The sequence below is a fragment of the Paraglaciecola psychrophila 170 genome, assembly GCF_000347635.1.
GTDB classification, from domain to species: Bacteria; Pseudomonadota; Gammaproteobacteria; order Enterobacterales; family Alteromonadaceae; genus Paraglaciecola; species Paraglaciecola psychrophila.
The window spans coordinates 4,023,396-4,048,573 of sequence record NC_020514.1 but is presented as its reverse complement, the minus strand read 5'-3'; the positions used below and the strand labels follow the sequence as shown (position 1 = coordinate 4,048,573).

General features: G+C 37.9%; 19 protein-coding genes. 5 read left to right on the top strand and 14 right to left on the bottom strand.

Annotated features, from left to right (window positions below; genetic code table 11):
- Positions 1–62 precede the first annotated feature (62 nt).
- The 4 genes from C427_RS17730 (at position 63) to C427_RS17715 (ending at position 3,864) form a co-directional block, all read left to right on the top strand.
- On the top strand, positions 63–1,088 hold the full coding sequence (locus tag C427_RS17730) for a glycosyltransferase family 2 protein (RefSeq protein ID WP_007643666.1): 1,026 nt from the start codon (positions 63–65) through the stop codon (positions 1,086–1,088).
- A gap of 222 nt (positions 1,089–1,310) precedes the next feature.
- Positions 1,311–2,321 (top strand): glycosyltransferase family 2 protein, encoded by a 1,011-nt coding sequence (locus tag C427_RS17725; RefSeq protein ID WP_007643674.1) that lies wholly within the window; start codon positions 1,311–1,313, stop codon positions 2,319–2,321.
- Positions 2,322–2,379: 58 nt separating this feature from the next.
- The gene (locus tag C427_RS17720; protein ID WP_007643676.1) at positions 2,380–3,075 is read left to right on the top strand and encodes an SGNH/GDSL hydrolase family protein; all 696 of its coding nucleotides are present in this window, start codon (positions 2,380–2,382) and stop codon (positions 3,073–3,075) included.
- Between the two features lie 9 nt (positions 3,076–3,084).
- Complete coding sequence (locus C427_RS17715; protein ID WP_007643678.1) at positions 3,085–3,864, top strand: sulfotransferase family 2 domain-containing protein; 780 nt, start codon at positions 3,085–3,087, stop codon at positions 3,862–3,864.
- Between the two features lie 108 nt (positions 3,865–3,972).
- On the opposite strand, the gene C427_RS17710 is transcribed toward C427_RS17715, so the two are convergent.
- The 14 genes from C427_RS17710 to C427_RS17650 form a co-directional block, all read right to left on the bottom strand.
- Positions 3,973–5,430: an oligosaccharide flippase family protein gene (locus tag C427_RS17710; RefSeq protein WP_007643680.1), complete on the bottom strand. Its 1,458-nt coding sequence runs from the start codon at positions 5,428–5,430 to the stop codon at positions 3,973–3,975.
- Positions 5,423–7,351 (bottom strand): acyltransferase family protein, encoded by a 1,929-nt coding sequence (locus tag C427_RS17705; RefSeq protein ID WP_007643682.1) that lies wholly within the window; start codon positions 7,349–7,351, stop codon positions 5,423–5,425. The genes C427_RS17710 and C427_RS17705 overlap by 8 nt, the downstream gene beginning before the upstream one ends.
- 108 nt (positions 7,352–7,459) lie before the next feature.
- Positions 7,460–8,698: an O-antigen ligase family protein gene (locus tag C427_RS17700; protein WP_015431140.1), complete on the bottom strand. Its 1,239-nt coding sequence runs from the start codon at positions 8,696–8,698 to the stop codon at positions 7,460–7,462.
- A 7-nt stretch (positions 8,699–8,705) separates the two neighbouring features.
- On the bottom strand, positions 8,706–9,806 hold the full coding sequence (locus tag C427_RS17695; RefSeq protein ID WP_007643686.1) for a glycosyltransferase: 1,101 nt from the start codon (positions 9,804–9,806) through the stop codon (positions 8,706–8,708).
- Positions 9,807–9,947: 141 nt separating this feature from the next.
- Positions 9,948–10,820, bottom strand: coding sequence for an SGNH hydrolase domain-containing protein (locus C427_RS24185; RefSeq protein WP_148285925.1), 873 nt, complete (start codon positions 10,818–10,820; stop codon positions 9,948–9,950).
- A 325-nt stretch (positions 10,821–11,145) separates the two neighbouring features.
- Entirely contained in the window at positions 11,146–11,766 is a 621-nt protein-coding gene (locus C427_RS24180; RefSeq protein ID WP_015431138.1) for an acyltransferase family protein, read from the bottom strand.
- 145 nt (positions 11,767–11,911) lie between these two features.
- Positions 11,912–13,789 carry an asparagine synthase (glutamine-hydrolyzing) gene (asnB, locus tag C427_RS17685; RefSeq protein ID WP_007643688.1) on the bottom strand — a complete coding sequence of 626 codons (1,878 nt, stop codon included), beginning with the start codon at positions 13,787–13,789 and terminating at the stop codon, positions 11,912–11,914.
- Positions 13,790–13,839: 50 nt separating this feature from the next.
- Positions 13,840–14,898 (bottom strand): GNAT family N-acetyltransferase, encoded by a 1,059-nt coding sequence (locus tag C427_RS17680; RefSeq protein ID WP_226991305.1) that lies wholly within the window; start codon positions 14,896–14,898, stop codon positions 13,840–13,842.
- Entirely contained in the window at positions 14,895–15,905 is a 1,011-nt protein-coding gene (locus tag C427_RS17675; protein ID WP_007643690.1) for a polysaccharide deacetylase family protein, read from the bottom strand. The genes C427_RS17680 and C427_RS17675 overlap by 4 nt, the downstream gene beginning before the upstream one ends.
- Entirely contained in the window at positions 15,902–17,020 is a 1,119-nt protein-coding gene (locus tag C427_RS17670; RefSeq protein WP_007643691.1) for a glycosyltransferase, read from the bottom strand. Before C427_RS17670 ends, C427_RS17675 begins: the two co-directional genes overlap by 4 nt.
- Before the next feature lie 12 nt (positions 17,021–17,032).
- Positions 17,033–17,989, bottom strand: a complete 957-nt coding sequence (locus tag C427_RS17665) for a glycosyltransferase family 2 protein (RefSeq protein ID WP_081589101.1) — start codon at positions 17,987–17,989, stop codon at positions 17,033–17,035.
- 30 nt (positions 17,990–18,019) lie between these two features.
- Positions 18,020–18,304, bottom strand: a complete 285-nt coding sequence (locus C427_RS17660) for a hypothetical protein (RefSeq protein ID WP_015431137.1) — start codon at positions 18,302–18,304, stop codon at positions 18,020–18,022.
- A complete protein-coding gene (locus tag C427_RS17655) occupies positions 18,301–20,667 on the bottom strand; it encodes a hypothetical protein (protein ID WP_015431136.1) in 2,367 nt (788 codons plus the stop codon). The genes C427_RS17660 and C427_RS17655 overlap by 4 nt, the downstream gene beginning before the upstream one ends.
- Positions 20,660–21,808, bottom strand: a complete 1,149-nt coding sequence (locus tag C427_RS17650; RefSeq protein ID WP_226991306.1) for a GNAT family N-acetyltransferase — start codon at positions 21,806–21,808, stop codon at positions 20,660–20,662. Before C427_RS17650 ends, C427_RS17655 begins: the two co-directional genes overlap by 8 nt.
- A 528-nt stretch (positions 21,809–22,336) precedes the next feature.
- Between C427_RS17650 and prsT the strand changes: the two genes are divergently transcribed.
- Positions 22,337–25,090, top strand: a complete 2,754-nt coding sequence (prsT, locus tag C427_RS17645) for an XrtA/PEP-CTERM system TPR-repeat protein PrsT (protein ID WP_007643700.1) — start codon at positions 22,337–22,339, stop codon at positions 25,088–25,090.
- Positions 25,091–25,178 lie beyond the last annotated feature (88 nt).

The following is a 25,178-nucleotide window of genomic DNA, read 5'->3' as shown; positions in this document are numbered from 1 at the left end:
GTACATGGATTCCTGATTGTGCATTTTTACTAGTAGATAACTTATATCAAAAGAGAGTTCACTTGTCTGACGATGGCCAAATAAGCAACAATGAAATAGAAATTGCACCAGTAGTTTCGATTATCATACCTATTTTTAATAGAGAAAACCTTGTTAAACAAGTAATTGATACCGTAGTTCAACAAACTTTTTTCAACTGGGAACTTATTTTAGTTGACGATAGTAGTACTGACTCTACAGTCTCGTTAATCAATGAATATGCAGCTAAAGATCCACGTATTAAATGTGTCATAAACTCTCATAAAAAGGGTCCTAGTGGCGCAAGAAATACAGGGTTGGATGAATCCACTGGTCAATACATTGCATATCATGACAGTGACGACGAATGGTACCCACACCATTTAGATACAATGGTTTATTATTTAGACAAATACTCGAAAGACATTGATCTTATGTCTGCAAATCCGTTGCGAAAATTCCTTGAGACTAACGAAGTATTTAATTATGACACCATTGATTTAAAAGCAGTTCCTCACACGAAAGTTGAAGATGTATGCTTAATTACGCGCTCGCGTCTGTTTGGTGTACAGCTTAAAGGCAGAGCAATTACAACGCAGTGCATGATAGGAAAGGCTTCAATTATGAAGTCTGTTCGTTGGAACGAAGACTTAAATGCAGCTGTTGATATCATGCACAACTTAGAACTTTGTGCATTGGATATAGGCGTTGGTCATATCCAAGATTACCATGCTATTTATTGGGCACATGATGACAACTTAACTAATTGTGGAGGAGGTCACTCTCCTGCTCGAATGGAAAGAGTCCACAGTGCTTTCGTTCTTTACTGGCAATTAGTATTAAAAAAATTTGAATTGACTCGAGAGCAAAAAAAATACGCTGAACATGAACTGGCTGAGACTTATGCTTGGCATCTTGGTTATCACACTTATGAACCACAGAAAAAGTTTAAAGAAGCCTTAAGGTGTTATTTAATGGCTTTAATCGTTTCTAAGTGTGAATTGAAATACCTTATCGCCTCGATTAAAGTTTTGCCTAAATGGGCATTAAATTCCATGTATAGATATTAGTTGAAGTTAGGGTTATTACTTGTCAAAAAGTTTTACAGATGTGCTTGAATAGTCATTTTTTACACAGCTGAGATCCAATGAAATGAGAGCTTTTGAAATTACTGTCTTAAAAATAACTCAACAATTGAACGAACTACTTTTAGTTTATTTGGACATCAGTGGATTTCAGAGTTCTAGATTAAAAAACGGGCTCATAAATTTTAATATGAAGAATAAATAAAAATGTCTCTTGTAAGCATAATATTACCTACGTATAACCGTTCTAAATTTTTGAATTCTGCGTTTCGATCTATAGTTTCGCAAACCTATCAAGATTGGGAGCTCATCATTGTCGATGATGGCAGTACTGATGAATCCCAAGCTATCATTGAAAAATTTGCCAATAGCTGCTCTAACAAAATAAAATATATTGTGCAGTCAAACATGGGGCCTGCTAGGGCGAGAAATAACGGAATTAGAAGTGCTGAAGGAAGCTTCTTAGCTTTTTTTGATAGTGATGATATATGGCTACCTCACCATTTAAGCTCATGCCTGAAAGTATTAGATGACCACACAGATGTTGATTGGGTTTATGCTGCATGTCAAAGAGTTGAATATGAGAATGGTAATGGTAATGTCATTCTTCCTAGTACTTTCTACCATAACGGTGAGCCAAATAAACTTTTTAGTCTCAAAAGTCGAGTTTATGGCAATCTACATATAATTGAAGACAATAGAGCTGTTGAGTTTCAAATAACCTATGGAATTGATAGTGGGTTGCAAAACTCTGTTATGAGAGCTGGCGTTTTTAGTGAAATGTTGTTACCCGACTTTAGAATTGGTGAAGATAGGTTATTTATATCGATGGCACTGAAACGAGGTTTTAAACTAGCATTTATTGATGATATCAATGTTCATTATGTAGTTCATTCAGGCAATATCAGCGACACTAATTTGTCTGAAGAAAATGTAGACAAACGTATCATTGTAATGCAACAGCTAATTGGTAGTTATAAACAAACATTCGATTATATTGATAATTTGACTCAAAAAGAAAAAAACGCGTTGAACCATCGCTTAGCTGATGATTGGTTTTGGAAGCTCGGCTATTCATTGCAGTGGTCTCATGGTTTGCGACAACAGGCTATTAATTCTTATCTAGAAGGAATTAGGTTAGCCCCATTGCGACTGACTTTCTGGAAAACCTTTATAAAGGCCTTTCTTTATTTTCAAGTTCAGAAGCTAAGAAAATAGTTTCGATAACTTTGAGCTGATAATTTATTTAAGATTAATAAAGAGGGATTTTTAATTAATGCTGGCAGTTGATATTTTAAATTTTAGTAAATCGATTTTTAAGAGAAAATCAATTTTGGTCTTAGGGGATTCTCATGCTTCGGTCTTCGACCTGTTGCGCATGCATCTCAGTATATTAAGTTACCAGATTTTTGTGAAATCTGTGGGCGGGGCAACGGCCTCCGGGTTGGAGAACCCCAACTCAAAAACGCGATCTTTAACCATTTTTAATAAGGCATTCTCTGATAAACAACCGGACATAGTCATACTTCAACTTGGAGAGGTTGATACAGGATTTGTAATTTGGTTTCGTGCAGAAAAATATAACGTACCTGTAGCTGATATGATGGACAAAGCGTTAATAAATTATCAAAAACTGATTGAGGAATATAATCAAAAAGCTAAGGTTGTAGTGGTAAGTGCTCCCCTTCCAACTATAAAAGATGGTCAAAGTTGGGGGGAAATAGCCAATGCGAGGAAAGACATCGTTACATCACAAGTTGAACGTACAAATTTAACTGTTGAATTTAATCTAGCGATACAGAAGTATTGTTTAAAACAAAACATTAGTTATATAAATTTGGATGCCGAATGTAGGAATGAGCAGGGGCTCATTAAAGAAGAGTATTTAAATTCAGATCCAAACGATCACCATTATGAACAAAAAAAATACTGTAATTTATTATCCAATCACTTAAATAAAGAACTCGAATAGTACAAAATTATGTCCAAAGAATTAGTTTTTTCAATGTTACCTACGCGCTTGTATCTAGAATTAAAGTGGATAGATTATAAGATTAATCGTGCAGCTGATTTTAAAGAATCTCAAAGGCTTCGTCATAGAGATACAGACGAGTGGGGCTCCTATAAGCCATTTGATGAAAAGAAAGCCATTTTTGTACACATACCTAAATGTGCTGGGATCTCGGTTAATAAAACGCTGTTTGGAAACTTGGCGGGTGGTCATACAACCCTAGAACAGTATTTAAACATTTTTGAACCTAAAAAAATATTGAACTACTTTAAATTTACTATTGTTAGAAACCCATGGGATAGGGTGGTTTCAGCCTATTACTTTTTGCAACAGGGTGGCTTTAATAAATGGGACAAGGAGTTTTATAATAAAGAATTAGCAAAGTTTGCTGGTTTTGACGAATTTGTATGTGAATGGTTATCCAACCCAGATAACCTTAAAAAACATCATCATTTTAGACTACAGACTGATTACATTATTGATAAATATAATAAGGTTAGTTTGGACTTTATTGGTTATCTGGAAAATATTGATAGTGATTTTAAATACATATGTAAAAAATTAGAGGTTAATGCAGAGCTGCCAATGACTAATGCGAGTAAAAGAACGAGTTACATGGGCTATTACAATCAGCAAACAATGCAAATAGTGCAAGACGCATATAAAAAAGATATTGAAGTTCTTGGCTATGACTTTGACAACTCAACGTTATCTGAAATATTGTCTGCTAGGGACATGATTAGGAAATGATTGGGCCACGTATCACTACAAAGTAAGATCATAGGTTACAAGCCTCTCCACCGTCAATCAAGTCTCAAGCCATGTTCTTTGTCCAGTACAGTTTCAGTAGCATTGACTTTATCTTTTAGAAAGTGCCTTTAAAACTAGGTTTTTGACATATTTACCTTCCATTGTTTTTCTATAGATGAGCACATAACTTAAAAGCAGACTAACTAAATATGTCAGACTAAATAAAATAGCGTAGCTGGCTAGTTTGATAATGATGTTGAATTCGGTCAAATCAATTTGCTCAGTAAGCTTAACTGATACAAATACGCATAATAAAAGCGGTATGTGCATCCCTATCAATTTTATAAGTGGTTTAAAACCAATCAATACGTAAGCAACTATAGAGAACACTGACAGACAAAAGGCAAACTCAAGTAATATTCTGTTTTGTGTAAAGGTTATAATATCTTCCAAACCTATAAACAAAAGAGTTCCATAAATTCCGATAAAGGACACCATTTCATAATAGAACATCCACTTTGTCTTTTCGAATACCACTAACGCTCTTCTGGCTTGATTTAATATAACAAAACAAATGACCATACCTGATAGCGCACCAAAAACATCGGCATATTTTATCCATTGAATACCTAATAAAAGTTCAATCAGTATTTTGTCGAAAGCGTATAAGAAAGCTGTCATAGGTAAGGCGACGGCCATTACAATGATTAAACTCAATCTATATTGGTTTGTGAAGGCATCGCGATCATTTTTGACTTTTGATAATTCAACAAGTAGTGGTTGTGTTGCTGGCGTAATGACTTCAGATGTTGGCATGAATGCCAAGTATTTCATGACATGGTAGGAGCCGAGTTGTGATTTGCCATAAGTGCTACTGACGATGAAAGTGTCTAATTGAGTTCTAAGATAACCAAGTATCGCTTGTGGTGTCATCCAGCCAGAAAAAACTAATTGTGGTTTTGAGTTACGAAGACAAAATTTAGGGCGGTGTGAGTGTAGAAGGTAGCTACCTGCACTTTCTAAAATGCTTGTGCATAATGTACCTAAAATTAGCGCCCAAAAATTATTGAGGGCTAAGGCTAATGATATAGTCACAATGACAGCAACAATTTTGATTAAAATTGACTGTTTTATTATTGCTCCGTACTTTTGTTCTTTTTGTAATAACAAAAGGCCTGGATTTTTTAATGCGCCTAATATGGGCAATAAGGAAATAACACGTAAACTATTTACCAGTTGTTGATCACCATAATAATCTGCAACAAAAGGAGCGGATAAAAATAGTAAGAGCGACACAAACACTTTTAAAATTAAGTCTATCGTCCAGGCTGTGTTTAAGATGTCATCGGTTACTTTTTCTTTTTGAAATATATATTGTTGCGAACCGGTAACAGAAAATACTTCAACGAAGCCTAGTACAAGCATAGTAATTGCGACTAAACCAAAGTCATCTGGCGCTAAAACCCTAGCCAAGATTAATGTACTTATTAGACCGATAGCTTTTTTGAGTAGGGCATTTGCTACAAGTAACATACCAGCAAATAAACTCTTTTTGGCCTTATTCATAAGCCACTTTTTTATTTTTCAATGTGCTTAATAATATAGGCTCAATAGCTTTCACCCCATCAGAACTAAGGTGGTTGCTATCAAAATAGAGTGGTGCACCATCTTTCATTATCGAGCAGATACCGTCGTCACAAAGGTAGTCTTTTGGAAAATAAGTAGATAAACCAATCAAATTAATGTCTAGATTGGCTTTTAAGTCGAATACAATATTTGGTATGACATCTTCAAAGGTATTGGTTTCTTCTTTATTTAATAGTCTTGTTCTAACAATTGTCTCAGGTACCTCCCAGCCAGGATAAGGGATACTATCAATTAGGTGCACATGATACCCAAGGTCTTGAATGTATTTGATTGAACTAATTAACAGGCTAGTAAAGTCATCGTGGGTGTTACCCATAATAGGCGTTTGTTGTAACTGCTTAGTAGTATAACCATCCCATTTAGCCACAATAACAATATCTGTTATTTTATTTGGTGAGTTTAAAAGTTCAAAAATTTTCTGTTGTAAATCGAAACAAACCTGCTTTTCAATCGGTGAATTTACTGGAATACCGCCAAATATTGGTGGGCAACCACCTTTAGTGAAAGACAAGATAGACTTATTTTTCGTCTTAGCTAACTTATTGTACTCCCATACTAATACTTGGGCATGCGAGTCCCCCCAAAGAAGTGTGTGTGGTTGTGCAATGGGATCTCCAAGTGTGCAGCCATAGAACTTATTTTTTTGCTGTGTAAATTCACATTTACCGGGAAAATCACGCCAACCTGGTGTATTTAATACTGTTCTATCTTGCTCAGTCAAACGGGATGATAATCCATTTGTAGAGCTAAATAAGTATATGGGTACTGCCAAAATAAAGCTGTAGGTTAGTAGCATTGGTACAACTATTTTAAACGATGCTTTAACTCGTCTAAATTGGTTTTCAATAAAAAAGTAAGAGAGAAGTGCACAAATTATAGTGGTGGCTGTAATGAATACATATACTGGAATGTTGTGTATCGACTCAAAGTATAGTTTTGAATAGAGGATGATAGGCCAATGCCAAAGATAAAATGAGTAAGATATTTTACCAATGAAAACAATAGGCTCAGCAGAGAATAGACTCTTTATCAAACCTTGCTGTTGCTTATAAAGTCCAAAGATAAGCGTGCCTGATAAGAAAGCTACGATGATGGCATAGTAGCCAGGAAACAATGAGTTTTTAGACAGTCCGATTGTGAATCCAAGTAACCCTAGGAATGAAGCACTGACTAAAAAATTAATTTTCCACGGTTTAACGTTGATAGGCTTTAAAACTAAAAACGACACCAGTCCACCGATTAAAAATTCTGCGGCACGAAAAGGAGATAGATAAAAGGCCATACTGGGATCGATTGGAGTAACTATAATACTTATTACAGCACTAATAATTGTAAACAAAATTAAATTTCTAACAATGTCTTCTTTTTTGATTTTGTAAAGTAATAAAAGAGCAAAGGGGAAGAATAGGTAAAACTGCCACTCTACCGCTAATGACCAAGTGTGTAAAAGCGGAAAATATTCTGAGGATCCTTCGAAGTAACCAGATTTTATAAAAAATAACAGATTGGTTAGGAAAGGGATTGAATAAATAATACTTTTATTAAATGCGATTAACTCATTAGGCAATAAAATGTAAGCACCGGTTAAACTGGTCGCAATAATTACAAATGCATAAGCCGGGATAAGCCGTTTACATCTTGACCACAAAAATTGACCATAACTGTATGTGTTATTTGACAAGCCTTTCCAAATAATCTGGGTTATTAAAAAACCAGAAATAACAAAGAAAATATCAACGCCAATAAATCCACCTGGGAGCCACTTTGGATTCAAGTGGAATATGAAAACCATAATGACTGCTAAGGCCCTTATGCCATCCAAAAAAGGCATGTAAATCATTTGAAACTGTCCTTATTTGCTTCTGAGCTTTCTGAGTGTTTGTTTTTATTCAAAAATACATTGTGAGCGGCCATAAAAAATAAAAATAGCCAATAAAGAACCTCTGCTCTATGTCGATCTAAAAAAACCAATAGTTACAGCAAAAGCTAATAATGCTCCTTGCATTGCAGTCACTAAATAATAATCATTGATATTATTTGTTTCGAAAAAATATTTTTTCATTTTTTTAGCTGAAAGATAACAAGATAAAAAAATCATTAAAAGAGCAAATAATCCAAGAAAGCCTACTTCAGCCAATGCTGAAAACCAAGACGAGTGCACAGACTTAAACCCCCCTGTGCTCCGAAGCTGTCTTCCTACAAAGGTATTCGCAGGTATATACTGCGATGAGTAAAAATTAAATCCATACGCGCCGGTGCCAAAAGGGTGATCTAAAGCAAGTTGATAGGCCGCGCCCCAATACACTATCCTTGAGCTACCTGTTTCTTCATCTTCTTTAACCCCCGCGGATTCTTCTTTTATCGAAGTGAAACGCTCTATAAAAGTATCATCAGCTACAACGGACAAACCAACTAAGCCGATTAGGCATAGCCCAACTACAGTGGCTCGTTGGTATTTACCTTTTAGCTTGCTTTTGTAGAGGTCATACATCATATACATTCCGCCTACTGCAACTCCTAAGACCGCACCACGGCTATTAATTAATATCAGTGCATTGCATAAAAAAGCTAAAATTATTAGGCTAAGCGTTCTATACATCCAATTTGGGGAGCGCCATAAGTAATAAATACCAAACACAACAGCAGGTGCTAGTGTTGCTGCGATCCCATTAGAATCCGGTGAGTCTACAGTTCCAATTCCTTCTACTCGGTCTCCACTATTGCGTCCTATTTGAAAGGTATAAAAACTTAGATACCATGCTCCAAAAACGTATCCAGATATTGCAAGATACAAATCTTGACGAGTGTTGATTAATTTGTATGCGATAGAAATGGTAATAACGAGTTTAAGAAAATATGTAGTGAAAATTTCATGTCTGACAGGCAAAACAGCATACAGTGAAGCAATGAGGTGCAGAATTAAAAATAAATAAATCCACTTTGTTTGAGGAACTTCTAATAACTTATTGTGCTTTAATTTTTTCCAATTTAAAGCAAGCAAAGCGACCATCAAAGCAACCATGTAAAAAGAATAACTTAAAGTAGGTATCGAGTCTCCCCACCAACGCAGTGGAGGATTATAAAAATATACGACCTGGTAAACCATAAATGCAAACACTGGAGCTCTGGTAAAGGCTGCATAAATTCCTCCAAAATATGTGCTCCAAAATAATAATATATTTAACATCTAGCTGTTACTCATTATAAAGAGGAATAAACATTTTTATCATCGCTTTATCACTAAATAGCGATTGGAAACGTTTGATGATTTGATACCGATGAGTGATGTAACAAGATTCATCAAGCATTGTTTTTATTTTATCAACGTAGTCATCTTCATCATTGTTCATTGCCACTAACCCACTTTCACCATGAGATATTACCTCACGGTTTCCTCCTGCATCGGTTACGACACAAGGCTTTCCTAATGACATCGCTTCTAAAAGGGTCATTGAAGTACCTTCACTAAACGAAGACAACAAAAAAACATCCATTAAGTTTATGAGATTCACAGGGTTAGCATCATAACCGGTAAAAATAACGTTGGGCTTGAGTTTAAGCTCATCCACCAATGATTGGAGAGCCTGCCGCTCTTCTCCATCACCGACGATCAACAAGAACGTTTTTGGGTGGGTTTTCAATACCTTATAAAATGCTTTGATCATCATTTTTTGGTTTTTTATAGGGTCTAAGCGAGCAACAGTACCTAAAATCTTTGAATCATGAGGAATATGATGTTTAGCTCGTAATGCAATAGTATTATTTTTGTCTGCTACCAAAGGTTTTATGCCGTTATAAATTACATCTATCCGGGTCTCTGGGATGTTTTCGAAATCAATCAATGACTGTTTCGTTGATTTTGAAATCGCCGTAATATGATCGGTTATTCTGCATAGCCAAGGATTAATTAATTTACGTTTCCAGCTACTAGAGTCGGGATAGAAGCGCCCATGCTCGGTGAATATAACTTTGGTTTTAGTTCCCATTGCGGCCAGCGCACCATAAACCCATGGCGTGTATTGATGGCAGTGGATTACGTCAATTCTATTTTCTTTCAAATGCCTTCTGATAGCTTTAATAATTGATGTGTCAAAGCTAGGCTTTCGCGCTTTTGCTGTTATTTGAATACCTGATTTTTGCAAGTCCAAGCCCCAAGGGCCTATAGGCTTTTCAATGCAAAAAATAGACATTTCAAATACATCATGATCACTGCCTTCGATCAGGTTTTTAATCACCATTTCGGTGCCGCCTATTCGCATATCAAAGGTTAGGTGTAACACAGAAATTCGACTCACTAGTTTTCAACCTGATAGTTAATTTCAACGCCGCCGCATATCATTTTAATAGTAATACCTTAATCAATTCAACAAACTAGCTAATTCTCAACAAATTTCATTGTCAGTATTATAAAATGTTTTACGAGTAACAAGTCTTAGTTAATGTTCGTTTATAAATTCTTCTAGCCTTTCAGCTAGTAACCTAGCCGCATTGTTAGATATGTGATGGGTGTCTTTATACATAATGATGTCTTTTTGCATTGCAAAACATAAATCGGCATTGCAAAAAAAGTCTGTAAAATCGGCAGACCTTATTCCAGATTTTTTTACTGCGTTATTAGCTTCCTTGCGCTGTTTATTAAATTCCTCTATCGAGATATTCAATCTGGGGATATCGTAATGTAACGCCGCTGCTCGGATGTACTCGATAGCTTGAGACTTCTTAAAGCGAGGGGGTTGAGCAACAAATATTAAATTCGTATTTTGTTGTTTAAAATAATTTAGGGTTTGTGAGATTGCTAGCTCCATAGATTTGGCAGGTTCGTCAGATTCTATGGTGCTTATCATGTTCCAATTTATGTAATTGTTCCAAGCACCCACTAGGAAAATCGAATGATAGTGATTTGATTTTAAATGCTTTTCAAGCTCTGCATTTACTTTGTTACATTTACTTTTAGATGCGTTCCTTATTATCGAAAACAAAGGGGGGCAGCCTGAATTATTCACTATGTCAACGTTATGGCTTTTGGCAAGTATATTGAAGGCTGGTATCAGCGCGCTCCCATGACTGTCTCCCCATAAAAGTATTTTGCCTTTACTACTTTGAAGGTTACTAGATAAAGTGCAAACGTCCAAACTGCCTGATGAAGTTACAGTGTCAAAACATTTATCACGGTAAGGCTCAGGTTCCACGGCTTCTTCATAAACTGCTGTGAATTTACCATCTGGATCATAAATTGTCCTGTTGCCAGTTAAAAGTAAAGCCAAGCAACCAAGTATTAGAAATGAAAAACCACTTGCTGAAAAAACCAATATTTGTTTGTCGGTAATATATTGTTTATTGCGAAAAGGTGTTTCAATAAATCGAAAAGAAAGGTGCGCAAATAAGAACGTCATCAATATGGTACTGAAGGTAGTAAATATATTAACGTCATCTCCAAATATCCACTTGTGGGCAACTAACAAAGGCCAATGCCAAAGATAAAGCGAATAAGAAATCAAGCCAATATAAACAAATAACTTTGAACAAAGTAATTTAAACAAAAATCCACGACTAGAGCTGTCTAATATAATTAGTGCTGTCCCACATACTGGAATTAGAGCATTATATGATGGAAAAGCGGTGTTACTATCAAAACTAAATACTGTTCCGAATATCAAAACAAAACCAATCTCTCGCAAAAAAAATACTTTGATTTGGATTTTTCTCTTTCTTGTCATTTAAAAATAATGCAACTAGAGCACCAATTGCAAGTTCGTAAAACCGAGTTGGAAGAACATAAAACCCTATAAATGATTCCAAAGAGGGGGCATAAATAACTGCCAAGGCAATCGAAATCGCTATTGAAATACAAATTAGAATATAGCGAAACTTGAAAAGTATTTTAAATGTAAAAATAGCGACTAAAATAGCAGGAAATATTAAATAAAATTGCTCTTCTACACTTAAACTCCAAGTATGAAGTAGTGGTTGAAGGTGCAAATCATTTTCAAAATACCCGCCTTGTTGCCAAAAATACATATTTGAAACGAATAATAGTGCCGCGATCGCAGATAAAACCGTTTTAATAAATAGGTGTTCAGGGTAAAGAAAAGCATATAAAACGACAGTAACAAATATGATAAAAAAGCCAACGGGAAAAAGTCTTCTAAATCGTCTAATGTAGAATTTATAAAAACTGAATTTATTACTTTCTATTTCTTTTACAATTATTGAAGTGATTAAGAAGCCACTTATGACAAAAAAAACAATCAACACCTACAAAACCACCAGGAAATAAGTTAAACCCCGCATGGAAAAAGATGACAGGTAAAATTGCAATAGCCCTTAAACCATCTATGTCTTTACGGTAATTCATTTTAGAAATCATAAATGAAATTCCTTTTCTCTAATCTAGACTTGATCATGAATACTTCACCCACCACATCTCATACATCAGCATGCTCCACAGCAGGGCACTGTGATCGGCACTTCCATTTTGATGTTCATGCCATAGGGTTTGAATATAATCGTGATTAAAGATACTTTTAAGCCCTTGGGCTTGGTCTATTAAGTGACGTTTGGCTAGTTCTTTTATTTCATGTCTGAACCAGCTTGCTAGTGGTACCGAAAAGCCCATTTTTTTACGGTATAAAATACCGTCGGGGAGCATGGGTTTAAAGGCTTCTTTTAGTATGTGTTTTTTCTCGCCGTTTTTAAATTTCATGTTGGAGGACAGGGTGGCGGCAAATTCGACTACTTCTCTATCAAGCAGTGGAGCACGCACTTCAAGTGAATTGGCCATGCTCATGCGGTCTACTTTGACTAGTATGCCGCCAGGCAAATAGGTTTTCATGTCGGTGTAGAGTATTTTTGCTAGGTGGTCAGGGCCGTCTGATTTTTCGTAGGCGTCGATAGTGATTTTGGAGGGATGATAATCACCTAGTTTTTCTTTGACATCTTGTTTGGCCAGTTTTTGCCACTGTCTGTCGTCAATCTGTGAGTTGGTGGTATAAAAGCCCATGGCTGGCTCTTGGCTTAAGCTGGTTAGTAAAGACTTACCTTTGCGCCAAATTGTTGCATTACTCAGTGCTAAAAAGTCTGCAAGCTTAGGGAATAGGTGTTTTCGCAGCACTTTAGGGAATTTATTACGTAAGCTGTTTTCTGTGGCATCGGTAGTGTATTTTTCGTAACCGGCAAAGACTTCGTCGCCGCCATCACCGGCAATGGCTACTGTTACCTGTTGTCGTGCTAGTTCAGATACAAAAAAGGTGGGCACTAAAGAGGGGTCGGCAAAGGGCTCGTCAAAGTAACCCACTATTTTTTCTAAGTTATCTGCCACATTTTGATGTACGGTAAATTCGTGATGTTCGGTGTGATATTTGTCGGCGACTTCTTTGGCGAATTCGGTTTCGTTATATTTTTCATCGTCAAAACCAATCGTACAGGTTTTGACAGGTGTGTCGCTGTTAATCGCCATCATGGCCACTACGCCACTTGAGTCAACACCACCACTTAAAAATGCGCCTAGTGGCACGTCACTGACCATACGTTGTTTGGTACAGTGGGTAGCAAGCTCTCTTAGTTTTTCTGTTAATTCGACTTCGCTTGCTGTGCTGGTGTGTTTAAAGGATACGTCCCAGTATTGGGTGATTTCGATACCCTTGGCGTCCACTGTCATATAGTGGCCAGGCGGTAGCTTATGAATATGGGTGAAAATACTTTTAGGGTCGGGCACATATTGATACGCAAAAAAGTCATAAACCGCATCTAGGCGGATGTCTCTGGGTACGTCGGGTAACGTTAAAATAGCTTTGATTTCAGAGGCAAAGGCAAATTGGGTGTCGGTTTGCAGATAATATAAGGGTTTTTTACCCATACGATCTCTGGCTATCATCAGCTTTTGTGTGGTGGTATCCCATAAAGCAAACGCAAACATGCCGTTTATTTTATTCAGCAGGTTTTCGCCTTCTGTGGCATATAGGGCCAATATGACTTCGGTATCGGTGTGGGTTTTAAAGGGGTAACCTGTGGCGCTGAGTTCTGCCCTTAATGCTTGAAAATTATAGATTTCACCATTGAATACGATGATGTATTTGCCATCGTGTGATGTCATGGGCTGTATGCCGGCATCAGACAAGTCGATGATGGCTAATCTGCAATGAGCTAGGCCTACATGTTCATCTAGATATTCGCCACCGGCATCTGGCCCACGGTGATAGATACTGTCACCCATTTTTTTAAGGGCGACTTTATCTCCCATATTTCCAGCAAAGTGGGTAAAACCAGCAATTCCACACATTAACTTACTTCCTGTTCTGCTTTCTATTTTTTAACATAGAATTGATGTTTCTAAAGGCTGATATGCTTACGGATTTTTGGGCCAAGTCGGGTTGTGACTCCCAATGGTAATTTTGACCATGTTTTTTCAACTAGCGCTCTGATTTTATTGACGTTGTCGGAGCCAGTACTGGTTATATCTGTTGTCGTTTGGTTTGGTGCTAGGTTTTGAGCTAGGTCTGACCAGTATAAAGGCACAGGCTCTGCACCCCACTGGCGTTTAAACTTATAGGTACCTTCGTCAAACGTCGAACGGCCAAAATCAAATTCTGTACAGCCCAAATTACTCACATGTTCTAACAATGACCAATATAACATCATATTGGGGGCTAGCTTATTGTATTCGGCTACCGTGGATGCCCAAGGAATGGCCACTTTGTTAGCGGTGCGTAACACTATGCCTGCGCCTACGGGTACTTTGTCGCTGTAAACAACTGACAAAATACTTTGCTGGGCGTAGTTGTTAAATAAACACTCAAACCATTTCTTGCTGTGAACCGGCGAGCCAAGCTTGCGCATGTTGATAGCAAATATCTGATAAAAATCATCAATTTGTGTTTGGCTATTGGTTATTACACAGGTTAATCCATTTTTTTCTGCCTTGCGGATTTGACTGCGTAACTTGGACTTAAAACCTGCCATGAGCGCTTCAGAATCGCCAGGTAAAGGCAATACCATACGAACTTTTTTACCTGCTAATTCGTCGCCTGGTGATGTATTAACCGAGTCTCGGTAGTCAAAACTATTGCCACCTTCACGTTGCAATAAGGCGAGGGCTTCAGACTGTAATGCTTGTAATATGCTGGGATCGTTGGCTAGGCCAAACCCTAAATCACAAAAGGGTAGGGCGCAGTAACTGGGCTTAGAAAAGGGTTTTTGCATTTTAATACAAGGTAAAACACCCACTAAGGTATCGTCATTAAAAGCCAGTAAACTCACATTTTCATGTTGATAGGCTTGTTCGATACTCAACAGCCACGCAAATCGATGATAAGGCGTGGCGTTGCTGTGGCCGTCTACATATTCATCCCATATTGCCTGATCGCCGGCGACCGCCATTCTAATCTTCATATAACCGGGATATCCATTTTCTGTAATTTACTTGCTGCTTCAGAAATGGTGCAGAATTCGATGTCGTATGTAGACTTTAACTGGGTTACCACTTTTGTTATTGCATCGCTGATAAAGTTAAAGGGGGTATTTTCACCGCCTAATAAATCATCTTGATTCACAAGCAAGCTAGAGCTGTGCATATACATATGTAATACCGGATAACCCTTTTTGATAACCGTGTCACACAGGGTTAGCATATCCTGAGTCGATGATAACTCTGGGCATAAATAGGTTTTTCTCAATAAATGGGTATGCCATGCCAGTCCGTTAAAACGGGTCCAGCTTAAAGGGGGTTTGGCAAAAGCCGTATGAATTTGATTGGCTAATGCAAACTGTGTTCGGTTAAAGCCGACTGTTACGGGCAGTTCGTAAAGGGTATCTTGTGAACCGTGGTGAAGGGGATCGTTTAGGTCTGGCCAATAGGGCAGGGTTGAAGCGCCGCCACAACTAAAATATTCATTTTTATAAAAAGGATACACACTAGAGTCAACGTTAATGCCGCTTTGTATCAGCAACGCCATGATTTTTTTGTCAATGCCCCATCTGCCGGTTCTAAATGACTTGGGTTTAATCCCAAACCCTGATTCCAGGCTGGCCATCAATACGTCTAATTTTTGTGATACTTGTTCTGCAGGTAAATTTACCACATGAGATTCAGCTTCACCCACTTCGCCAAAATACGGAGGATTGCACCAAGGATGAAGATGTGCGCCAATTTCGCAGTTGCCTTTGGCTGTAAATGTCTGCATTTTTGCTACTGCGTTAGCGTTATCAGACACCGCATAATCTACAAAATAAGTAGGCCTAATGCCTAAGCCTTCGCAGATACTGTGAAAAGCCGGTAATTTATCGATATTTTCTACATTAGCATTTTGTTGGGGAAACGGGCCTGACCAATCCCACTCCTCTTCAGTGTCTATACTCAATACAAATATAATAGGTGTTTTGCTTCCTTTTTCGCTCACTCGGCCTCCTGTACCAATTTTTCGAACAATTCAGTATATTCTGTTGCCATACGATTAGCAGAATAATGCTGATACACAAACTCTTTGGCATTGGCCGCTAACTCGTCGCCATAACCTTCTGTAAACAATAAGCTTTCCCAATGTTCCAGTAACTGAGCTTTTTCACCTAGCGGTGCAAGCAGTCCGGTTTTTTGGTGTTCTATTAGTTGGTCAATACCTGCAATATCATAGGCTGCAACGGGTATGCTGGCTGCTGTAGCTTCCATTAAACATCGAGGAATACCTTCGAGAGTGGATGTCATCACAAACAGATCGAATGACTTTAAAAGGGATAATCTGTCATCCCTAAAACCTAAAAATTCAATATGACTATTGCTGGCAAGGACCTTGCTGTGGGTTTCTAGTGCGGCTCGGGTATCACCGTCACCCAACAACACTAAACGGGTGTTAGGATGTTTGGCATGTAATTGATCAAATATATCTAAGATATCAAAGATGTTTTTGCGGCTGATCATTTGACCTACAAAACCGATACGTTTTTCTGTTGCGTTTTGTCTATCGGGGGCCGGCGTAGCTTCTACTTCTGACAGGTCAACACCATTTTGAATGTATAAGGTTTTATGCCCTTTAACACCCATGCGTTTGCAGTCACGCATAAGTTGCTGCGAAAGCGGTACCACTTTAGTGGCGTATTTCATGGCCTGGCAACCTAGCCAGATAAAAGTGCGTAGCTTAAAGTCTTTGGCATTTTCAAACCCATGTGGGGTCACCACGCAAGGAACACCTGCTTTTCTGGCGGCTAATACCCCGATAATGTCGGATTTGTATCCATGGGTATGCACGATATGGATGTTTTGTTGTTTGATCAGCTCTGCCATTTTAGTTACCGCAGACAAATCAAATTTACTTTTCATGTCCACAATATGGCAAGGTAAGTCTAATTTTTTGTATTCGTTGACTAATTCTAATCGAGTTTGCCCTGGCTCCATGGTCACGGCTAAATAACAGCGTACTTTGGAGGGATCTAAATGTTTAGCTAGAGCTAACACCCAGCGTTCTGCCCCATAGAAACCGGTAGGGCATATGAACTGCAGCACGTTGATAGTTTCAGTCATAGGTGTGTATCCTTAATGTGTTTTTACTCCAATGGATTTAAACAAACCTACTACCGTACCAATTGCTCGTGCTGGAAAGTAACAAACATAGAATTTAAGGATATGTATAAAATTAATTTTTTGATTTGCTAGCGAAAACAGCCGTAAGCTGTATACAAAAACGGGTAACACCGCTACTAAAAATGCCATTAATGCCAATGACGACTGCCCAAAAACTAGTAGTAATATTGCTAAAGAAAACATGAATACGATAGCCGGTGGCGCAATAAAACTGGGCCATTCTCGCAACGGGATGTTTCGCCCCAAAATTGATTGTAAATTTGACTGGCCCCGCCAAATCTCTTTATCAAACATAGCCTTATAGGCTTTGTCTTCACCTAAATGAATGTAAGTGGCGGCAGAAGTGTAAAATAGCTTACCCAATTTGGCTGCCTTGTCGGTAAAAAAGTAATCTTCACAGGTTATAAGATGTTCAGGAAACCCCCCAATTTTGTCGAATGAGGTTTTACGTAAAAATAGATTTCGACCGGGTAAAAAGGCTACATCGGTATCAATTTCGGCATTGCTCAGACTGGTACGAATTTGTTCAAGAGGTGGCGCATTGTCATCACATATCTGCATAGCACTGCTGATAATTCTATCTGGGTCAGCGGCTAACTCGGTAATCATTTGCTGGTTCCAGTTACTTGACAGCCATACGTCAGCATCAAGAAACGCCATGTACTGACCTTGTGCTTGTGTTGCCCCATAATTACGTAGCGCCGATATGGTGTCACTTTCTGGGCGAATACATACTGTTAGGCTAAATTTTGGGCTCTGTAACAGCGTGTGTTGCTGTATTTGCGGAGTTTGACTGACCACAATTACTTCGATGTCATGCAAATCGCAAGCTTGCTTGCTAATAGATTCGAGTGTCTGGGTTAACATTTCGAACCTTCCCTTGTGGGGAATAATAAAAGATACCTGCATCAGTAATTGTTCATCCTATTTTGCTTAGGTTTAAGCTAAGCGTTTTTTTAACCAATCTGTTTCGGCTCTTGGAGACAGTTTTATCAGCCGTTTTGCCATTACTTTAAGCAGCCCTGCATAAAGTGAGGCTTGCTGATAGGTTGCTGGTGGCCAGTTTCTTGTTGCTGCAAAGGCAATGGATGGCTTTTTTGTTTGAAAAAGCTTTAGCGCGCCCTGATTTTGCATCACTAAAACTAAAATCCGCGTATAGGTTTTGGTGTCAGCTAGATTAAGTTTATCAGCTACATACTGCTGAAAAAACTGTGCTTTGGTCAAATATTGGTTTTTTTATCTGGCGAATAATAATTAGCTGCTGCCAACACATGCGCTTTACGCAGATCCTGTGCGGTCCATGTATCATTGGGGTATTCTAAAATATCCGGTTTTTCGAGATAAGGGTACTCGTGAATAAGCATCCAATCTGCAAAATTTAATAGACAGTCACGGCAATAATAAAAGTGTTGGTCAAATTCTTGTCTGCTTTCTTTTACTTGCAAATAACGACACAGCGCTTGAAGTAATACCGTATAAAACCAAGTGCCTTCTACATCCTGTAAACCTCTAAGAGTCAGGTCTTCGTTGGGGTGTATAGTATTGGTTAGTATGTTTTGTACCTGGGTTAAATAATCAGGTTGCTGGGTCAGCTCAAAACTATCCAGTAGGGCATTTACATAGTTTGCGATGCCTCTGTCTAATGGATATTGCCCAGTAAAGTGATTTTTATTGCCAGCCACATGACGATTTTTAAAGGCTAACAATAGTTCAAGACAGGTGTTAGAGCCTTCGTATATATGGGTGATCCAATTACTTAAGGTGAGCACCGCATCTTTAGAACTCTGATTACCGGTTAAACAATAATGTAGATATAAACCTGTGGTATAACAGTGTTGCCCGCCCGGGCCCCCGCCACCTGCATGGTCTTGATAAACATTACTCGCTTGATGCTTTGAATAAGAGCGATGAGTAGACGTAAAAGCTTGTAAATAATGATCGGTGTGCCAAAACAAGCCACCGTTATATTCGTTTTTATCGAGGCTGGTATGGTAAATGTCAATATCTTTTACATGGGTTGCAAGGTCGTCTGCCAATTCAAACCACTTTGTGTTGCCCGTGGTGAGATACTGCCTGAGAAAACCGTAGATAGGGTCGTATTGGTTATTATAGTGAGATACAAATATATCCTCACCTTTGTAACCTGCTGTTTCGTGATCGGCATACAGTTCACCAAAGTGACGCCAGCCATATTCGTCGAGCTTTTCTCGTTTGGCAATAAAGCCTGAGGTATTTTCGATACCTAAATCGGTAATGGTTTGCAGCGAGCCTAAGGTTGCGTTTTCCTTTGCCTTTTCTTTTTCAATGAAAGGATATAAGTGACATTGGCTGATCCAATCCCAAGCAACCGTGCCCCTATTGATATTTTGACTAGTGGTTAAATCATTATTCGAGCTATCCAGTGACATCCAGAAGCTATGGGTTTTTTTCTCGCCTCCTTGGAGTTCATATAGATAGTGAGTCGCCGGAAATAAGCCCAAAGATACAATATTGTCTTTTACAGTTAGGGACTTTGGGAAATTCTGCCAAAACTTATTCAGGGTAATAGACAGGTTGTTTTTTAAACTTAGCACTGGCTGGCAGCGCAGGCCAGTGATTTCTTTTGGGTCTTTATGCAGTGTATCCTGCAACTCGATATTAAGGGAGTAGCCGTTTTTGTTTATATCGAGGGTATTGTTGTGATTAACATGTACCGGGCTTTGCCAATTGACCCCACCACTTGAGAACTGCTCGCAAACAATATTCTCGCCAATATAACTTTGGTTGTTCTGAACATCGGTAAGGGTGTTGTGTTCTTTAGGTGATTTTTTGGCAGTATGTAAATCAATGCTAAGCGCTTTAAAGTTAAAAGAGCCTTTGTCGCCCAAGTCCCATTTGCCGCCTTGATGTATTGCCCTGTTGCTATTGTGTATTTGTAACTGACACTTTATCAAGTCAAAGGGTACCAGCCAATCAACAGTCAGTTGAAATTGTACTAATGTTTCTGAAAAAACACCGTTAATCACAAGTGTTACAGCTGAACTGTTGTGGTTTATTAAATTAGTTTGTTGGGTAACCGTTGCTTGGCTAAAATCTGCTGCTACTGGTTGCCCTGTGCTATCTGTCATTTTTAACGCTTTGGCATCGAGTGACAAAATAGCTTGGTTGTTGTCATCCAATATTTCTAATCGGTTATTGGCTACGCTCAGGGTTAATGTGTTTGCGCCACCTTTATAAGAGTAATTATCAGTTACATCAATAACATCACTTATATTAGTGGCATCTATTAACGTATTGGTCGCAGCATCAGATGTATCTGTTTGGAGTTTAGTTATGTTTAAATACAATCGCGGTTGATGACAATACTGGTAGGTTAACTTGAACCATTTAATGCTGTTATCTGGCCAGTAATCAATTATGTGACAAATAGCGTCGATTGTCTTGGTTATGCCATCGTCATCTTTTGATACTACAAGAGACAATTGCTCGGGGTTAAACACCAGCGATTGAGGTAAGGGGACCGACACTTCACAACACTGTTGCTGAGCACTTTGAAAACGTTGCTCGTGAGCTATGGATAGTTGTATGGGGTGTTGTATATCAATCATTTAATTTCATCCGCAGACTCGAAAATAATCCGCCAAAAATAATGCGTTTGCATTTTCTTAACCGTTCTCTTAATAACAGCAGCGGTTTGTTGCGATAGAAACAGTAAATATGTTGTTCATAAGGCGGGGCATTAGATAATGAGTTTTTGTATTGTGCTTCACCCGCCAAAAAATCATATACCGTAACGCCTTGTTTTATTGCTTGTTCGATTACTAGGCTGTGGATCACTAATCCCACTTTAATACGGTTATCCTCGTTAAAATTTAGCGCAGACAAATAAAAACTCCATCGGTCACCTTGAGTTAACAGATATAGATGACCTAGTGCAATGTCATCCTGGTATAAAGTATATAGTCTGCAATTTTGCGCTGAATTTTCATCCTGAATTAATCCCTGATGAAAATTATAAAAGCAGGGATTATCAAATCCGCTGCCATAAACCGTAGAGCGCCACTTGATGCGATGTAAATCTGCGATGTTTTTTAATAGTGTGTTTTTTTCAGTGGCGTCTGTGGCTAAAACCAAGCGCAGTGGGCTTTTTTCGTTTAATATTTTTATTGAACGTTTGATATGAGAACGCGTATTTTTAGATAAAGTAGCCAGATAGTCATCGAGTGAGGTGAGCCCCGCTAAATTTGCCAGATAAGCTGGTGATGACAATTCTGTTCGAATTTTGAAGTCAACGAAATTGAGCTTGTTGATAAAATCAGGCGAACTCAGGCCAATTTTGATGTCATCTAACTGCTCAATCTTTGCAAGTTGCTGGCAAATTTCAGCGGCCAATTGCTGTTCATAGTCTTTATGCAGCAAAAATGTATTGTGCTCTATCCAAGTTTGGTCTTCTTTAATATTGCCGCTTTTATGTAAAAAATACTGGTTAAAGCTTAAGCCCCAAAATACTTTTTTGGTTTTTATACCAAACAATGCTAGCCCAACTGTGTCTTGACCTTGCTTCACTTCAACACATAAGCAGTTGTGAGTACTAAGGTTTTTCTGAGCCAACCATCGTTCAATCCAAAACCAAGCGATAAAAGCCGACGAATTTGCCTTGCCCTGTAACGTGACCCATTTTTGGGCCAGTTGTTGCATATGGCTTTCGTCCAAATGATAAGAGCTGGTCTTAAAGGGTAATGAAAGCATGGGTTCCTTTTCCATTTGCAACAAGGTTGTGTTCCATATAAATACAAAGTCAGTCAATGTATTAAGGCTAACCGAAAGCCACTTTAAATCACATAGTAAAATATGGAATTTGTATAAATTCAGGTATTCAGGGGGCTTAAACACTAACATTCAAGTGTTGTTGGCAGGCTCCAACTCCATCAAACAACAAAGCATTGGTATTTTTCATGGCTTGGTGATAGCGACGGAAAGTTAATAATTCAACCTGGATAGAATGATGACAGAGTTTTACTTCGCACTTGTTTTTAGCATATTTCTTTTAATAGCCGGATACTAATGATGTGTTTCTTATGCTTAGGTCCGTTGAAAAATAATCCTAGAGTTATTACCTTTTAACCATTGTGGAAAGTCACGGCACTGTAACCTTGTTTTTAAGTGGTATACCAATTTTATTTATAAGAAGTCATTTATTTGTTGTAGTAATCCTTAACTACCTGACGTTATTATTAGTCTATGGAATAGGATTTTTTGCAAGCTTAGGATAAAGATATGAAATTTACACTTAAAGTTCTCCCCGTGATTGTTACGTTAGCTCTTGTTGGATGTTCTGAGCCAACACCTGATGAATATATAGCGGAAGCCCAAGTTAAGATTACACAAGATCAAACGCCAGCTGCAATTATATTAATAAAAAATGCGATTCAAGCCGACCCAAAAAATCCTGAGGCAAGGTATTTGTTGGGAAAAGTTTATGTCGAAAGGGGAGCTGCAGAGGCTGCTGAAAAAGAATTAACTAGAGCACTTGAGTTGGGATATGAACCTAACGATGTTTTACCACTGTTGGCAAAAGCATATAATTTGCAATATAAAAATCAACAGATTATTGATTTAGTTGATAACGCAAAAAATATTGATCCAGTCGTTGAAACTTCATTGTTACTATATCAAACATTGGCATATTTTGCTTTGGACAAACCTGCGAAAGCAAAACAAGCTGTAGCCATTGCGAACGAAATTTCTGCTGAATCTATATATAGCCAATTAGGCAGTGCCTATTTGTCTATGAGTGACAAGCAATTAGGCGATGCTATCATCAAAATTGAGACCTTATTATCACTCCAGCCTGATTTACCTGAGGCAAATTTGTTAAAGGCGCAACTGGCAACCTTAAATAAAGACTTTGCTGGAGCGGTTACGAGTTTCGAAAAATATTATGAATTGCTACCTGAAGTGCCACAAAGTAGAATATTTTTGGCTATTGCGTATATCAAAAATCAACAATTTGAACTTGCAGAAAAACACCTCGACCTGCTGTTGAAGATAAATTCTACTCAACCTTTTCTTAACCAACTGAAGGGATTAGTGCGTTATCAAGATGCAGATTTCGGTCAAGCTAAAATTCATATGGAATTAGCTATTCAAAATGGTCTTGATAATGTACCTAATAGAGTCATTGCTGGAATTATCGCTACTAGACTTGAAAACTATGAGCAGGCTTATCGATATTTGGAGAGTGTTCAAGAAGAAGTCCCAGACGAACATCCCACTCGAGGATTGTTCGCAGCAGTGGCCCTAAAGCTCGGTTATAATATGGTGGCGACTAACACCTTGATAGGATCTGTCGGATTAACTGAAAATGATATGCCTATTTTATCTGCTGCAAGTGTCCAATTATTAAGAGACGGCAAACTTGCACAAGGAAAAAAGCTTTTGTCGAAGTTTGATTCGATAGACTTCACAGATCCGATGAAAATAGCGCAAAAAGGCTTAGTAAGATTATCTTTAAATGATTTAGAAGGGATAGTAGACCTTAAAAAAGCCCTATCCTTGAACCCTGATCTTAATGCCGCCAACGTTGGATTGGCATTCGCTTACATAAACAATGGTTTGTACGCTGAAGCCATCGAGTTGGGTGAAAAATGGATATTAGAAAATCCGGATAATGCTGAAGGCTACATTTTAACTGGAATTGCATACTCCAAAACTGGACAGAATGAAGAATCTGAATCAATGTATCGCTCTGCACTAAAAATCGATAAATCTAATCCAGCGGCTAACTTATATTATGTAGACAAGGCAGTAAAAAATAAACAGCCAGAAATTGGGTTACCCTATTTAGACATAATTCTAAATAGTCATCCAACAAACATGGCCGCTTTAGGAAAATACTTCGTAATTCAACATCAGTTAGGCAACACTGATAAAGGGTTGGTACCACTTTTAAAAGCAATTAATGAAAATCCTGGAACAGAAAAAATCAACTTGTTATATGCTCAAGCCCTTTTTACCTCAAAGCGCTTCATAGAATCTATTGAAACTCTTGAAAAAATGGAACCATCAAACAGGTATCCAAATGAATTTTGGATTGTACTGGGCAATTCATATTTTTTTACAGGTCAAAAAGACAAAGCGTTGAATTTTTCGCAAACTTGGGTAAAGACTGCACCTTTAAGTAAATTAGCTCATTTGAGACAAATTTCTATTAATGAAGAATATGGTAATTTAAAGAGGGCACTTGAACTTTCTAAAACTGGACAAGTGCAATTCCCTAATGATCCACAATTCACCGTTTTAGCTGTTCACTTTAGTGTATTAAATGGTGAATTAACGGCCGCTCGGGCGAACTTTGATCTATTAACAACCGAAATTAAGAGCTCAAATTTAGGTCAAGGTTTAGAAGGTCAGATTCTTTTAGAGTCAGGTGATGCGGTTAATGCTTTCCAAAAGTTAAAACGTTTTTATGAGGATAGTCCGTCAGATCGTAATGCAACGTTTGTTGCAAAAGCATTCAAATATCAGCAAAAACTTGCCGAGGCCATCTCATTCCTAAAAGAGCATATTGAGAATGGAGTCTATAATATATCGCATCGAAGACAAATTGCAGAGTTGGCTATAGGTAATAATGATTATGAAGAAGCAGCACTGCAATACTTTGCTGTATTGGAAAGAGACGGAAATGACTTAAGGGCTTTAAATAACTTGGCAAATATAATGATTTTACAGAAGTCACCTGTCAAAGCACTTAAATATGCTCAGCAAGCATTTGATATTCTTCCTGATAATGCTTCCATTATGGATACTTATGCATATTCTCTTCATCTTAATGGAGAGACTCAACAGTCCCTACCTATATTTCGAAAAGCCATATATACAGACCCATCTGCCACGGAAATTGGTGTTCATTATCTAGAAGCGTTACTTGCGGTTGGCCAAATTGACAAGGCAAAAATTTTAATCGCGAGTCTCAAGACAGATGACCCAGCACTTGTAGCAAAAATCGCAGAAATTCAAAGTAAAATTTAAGGCGAACGGCCTTACTTAGTAACCACTCTTTTGTTTTTTAGTGTCGGTATTTTTTACATTTTGTATTATTTGTAAAAATAGGTTTTTG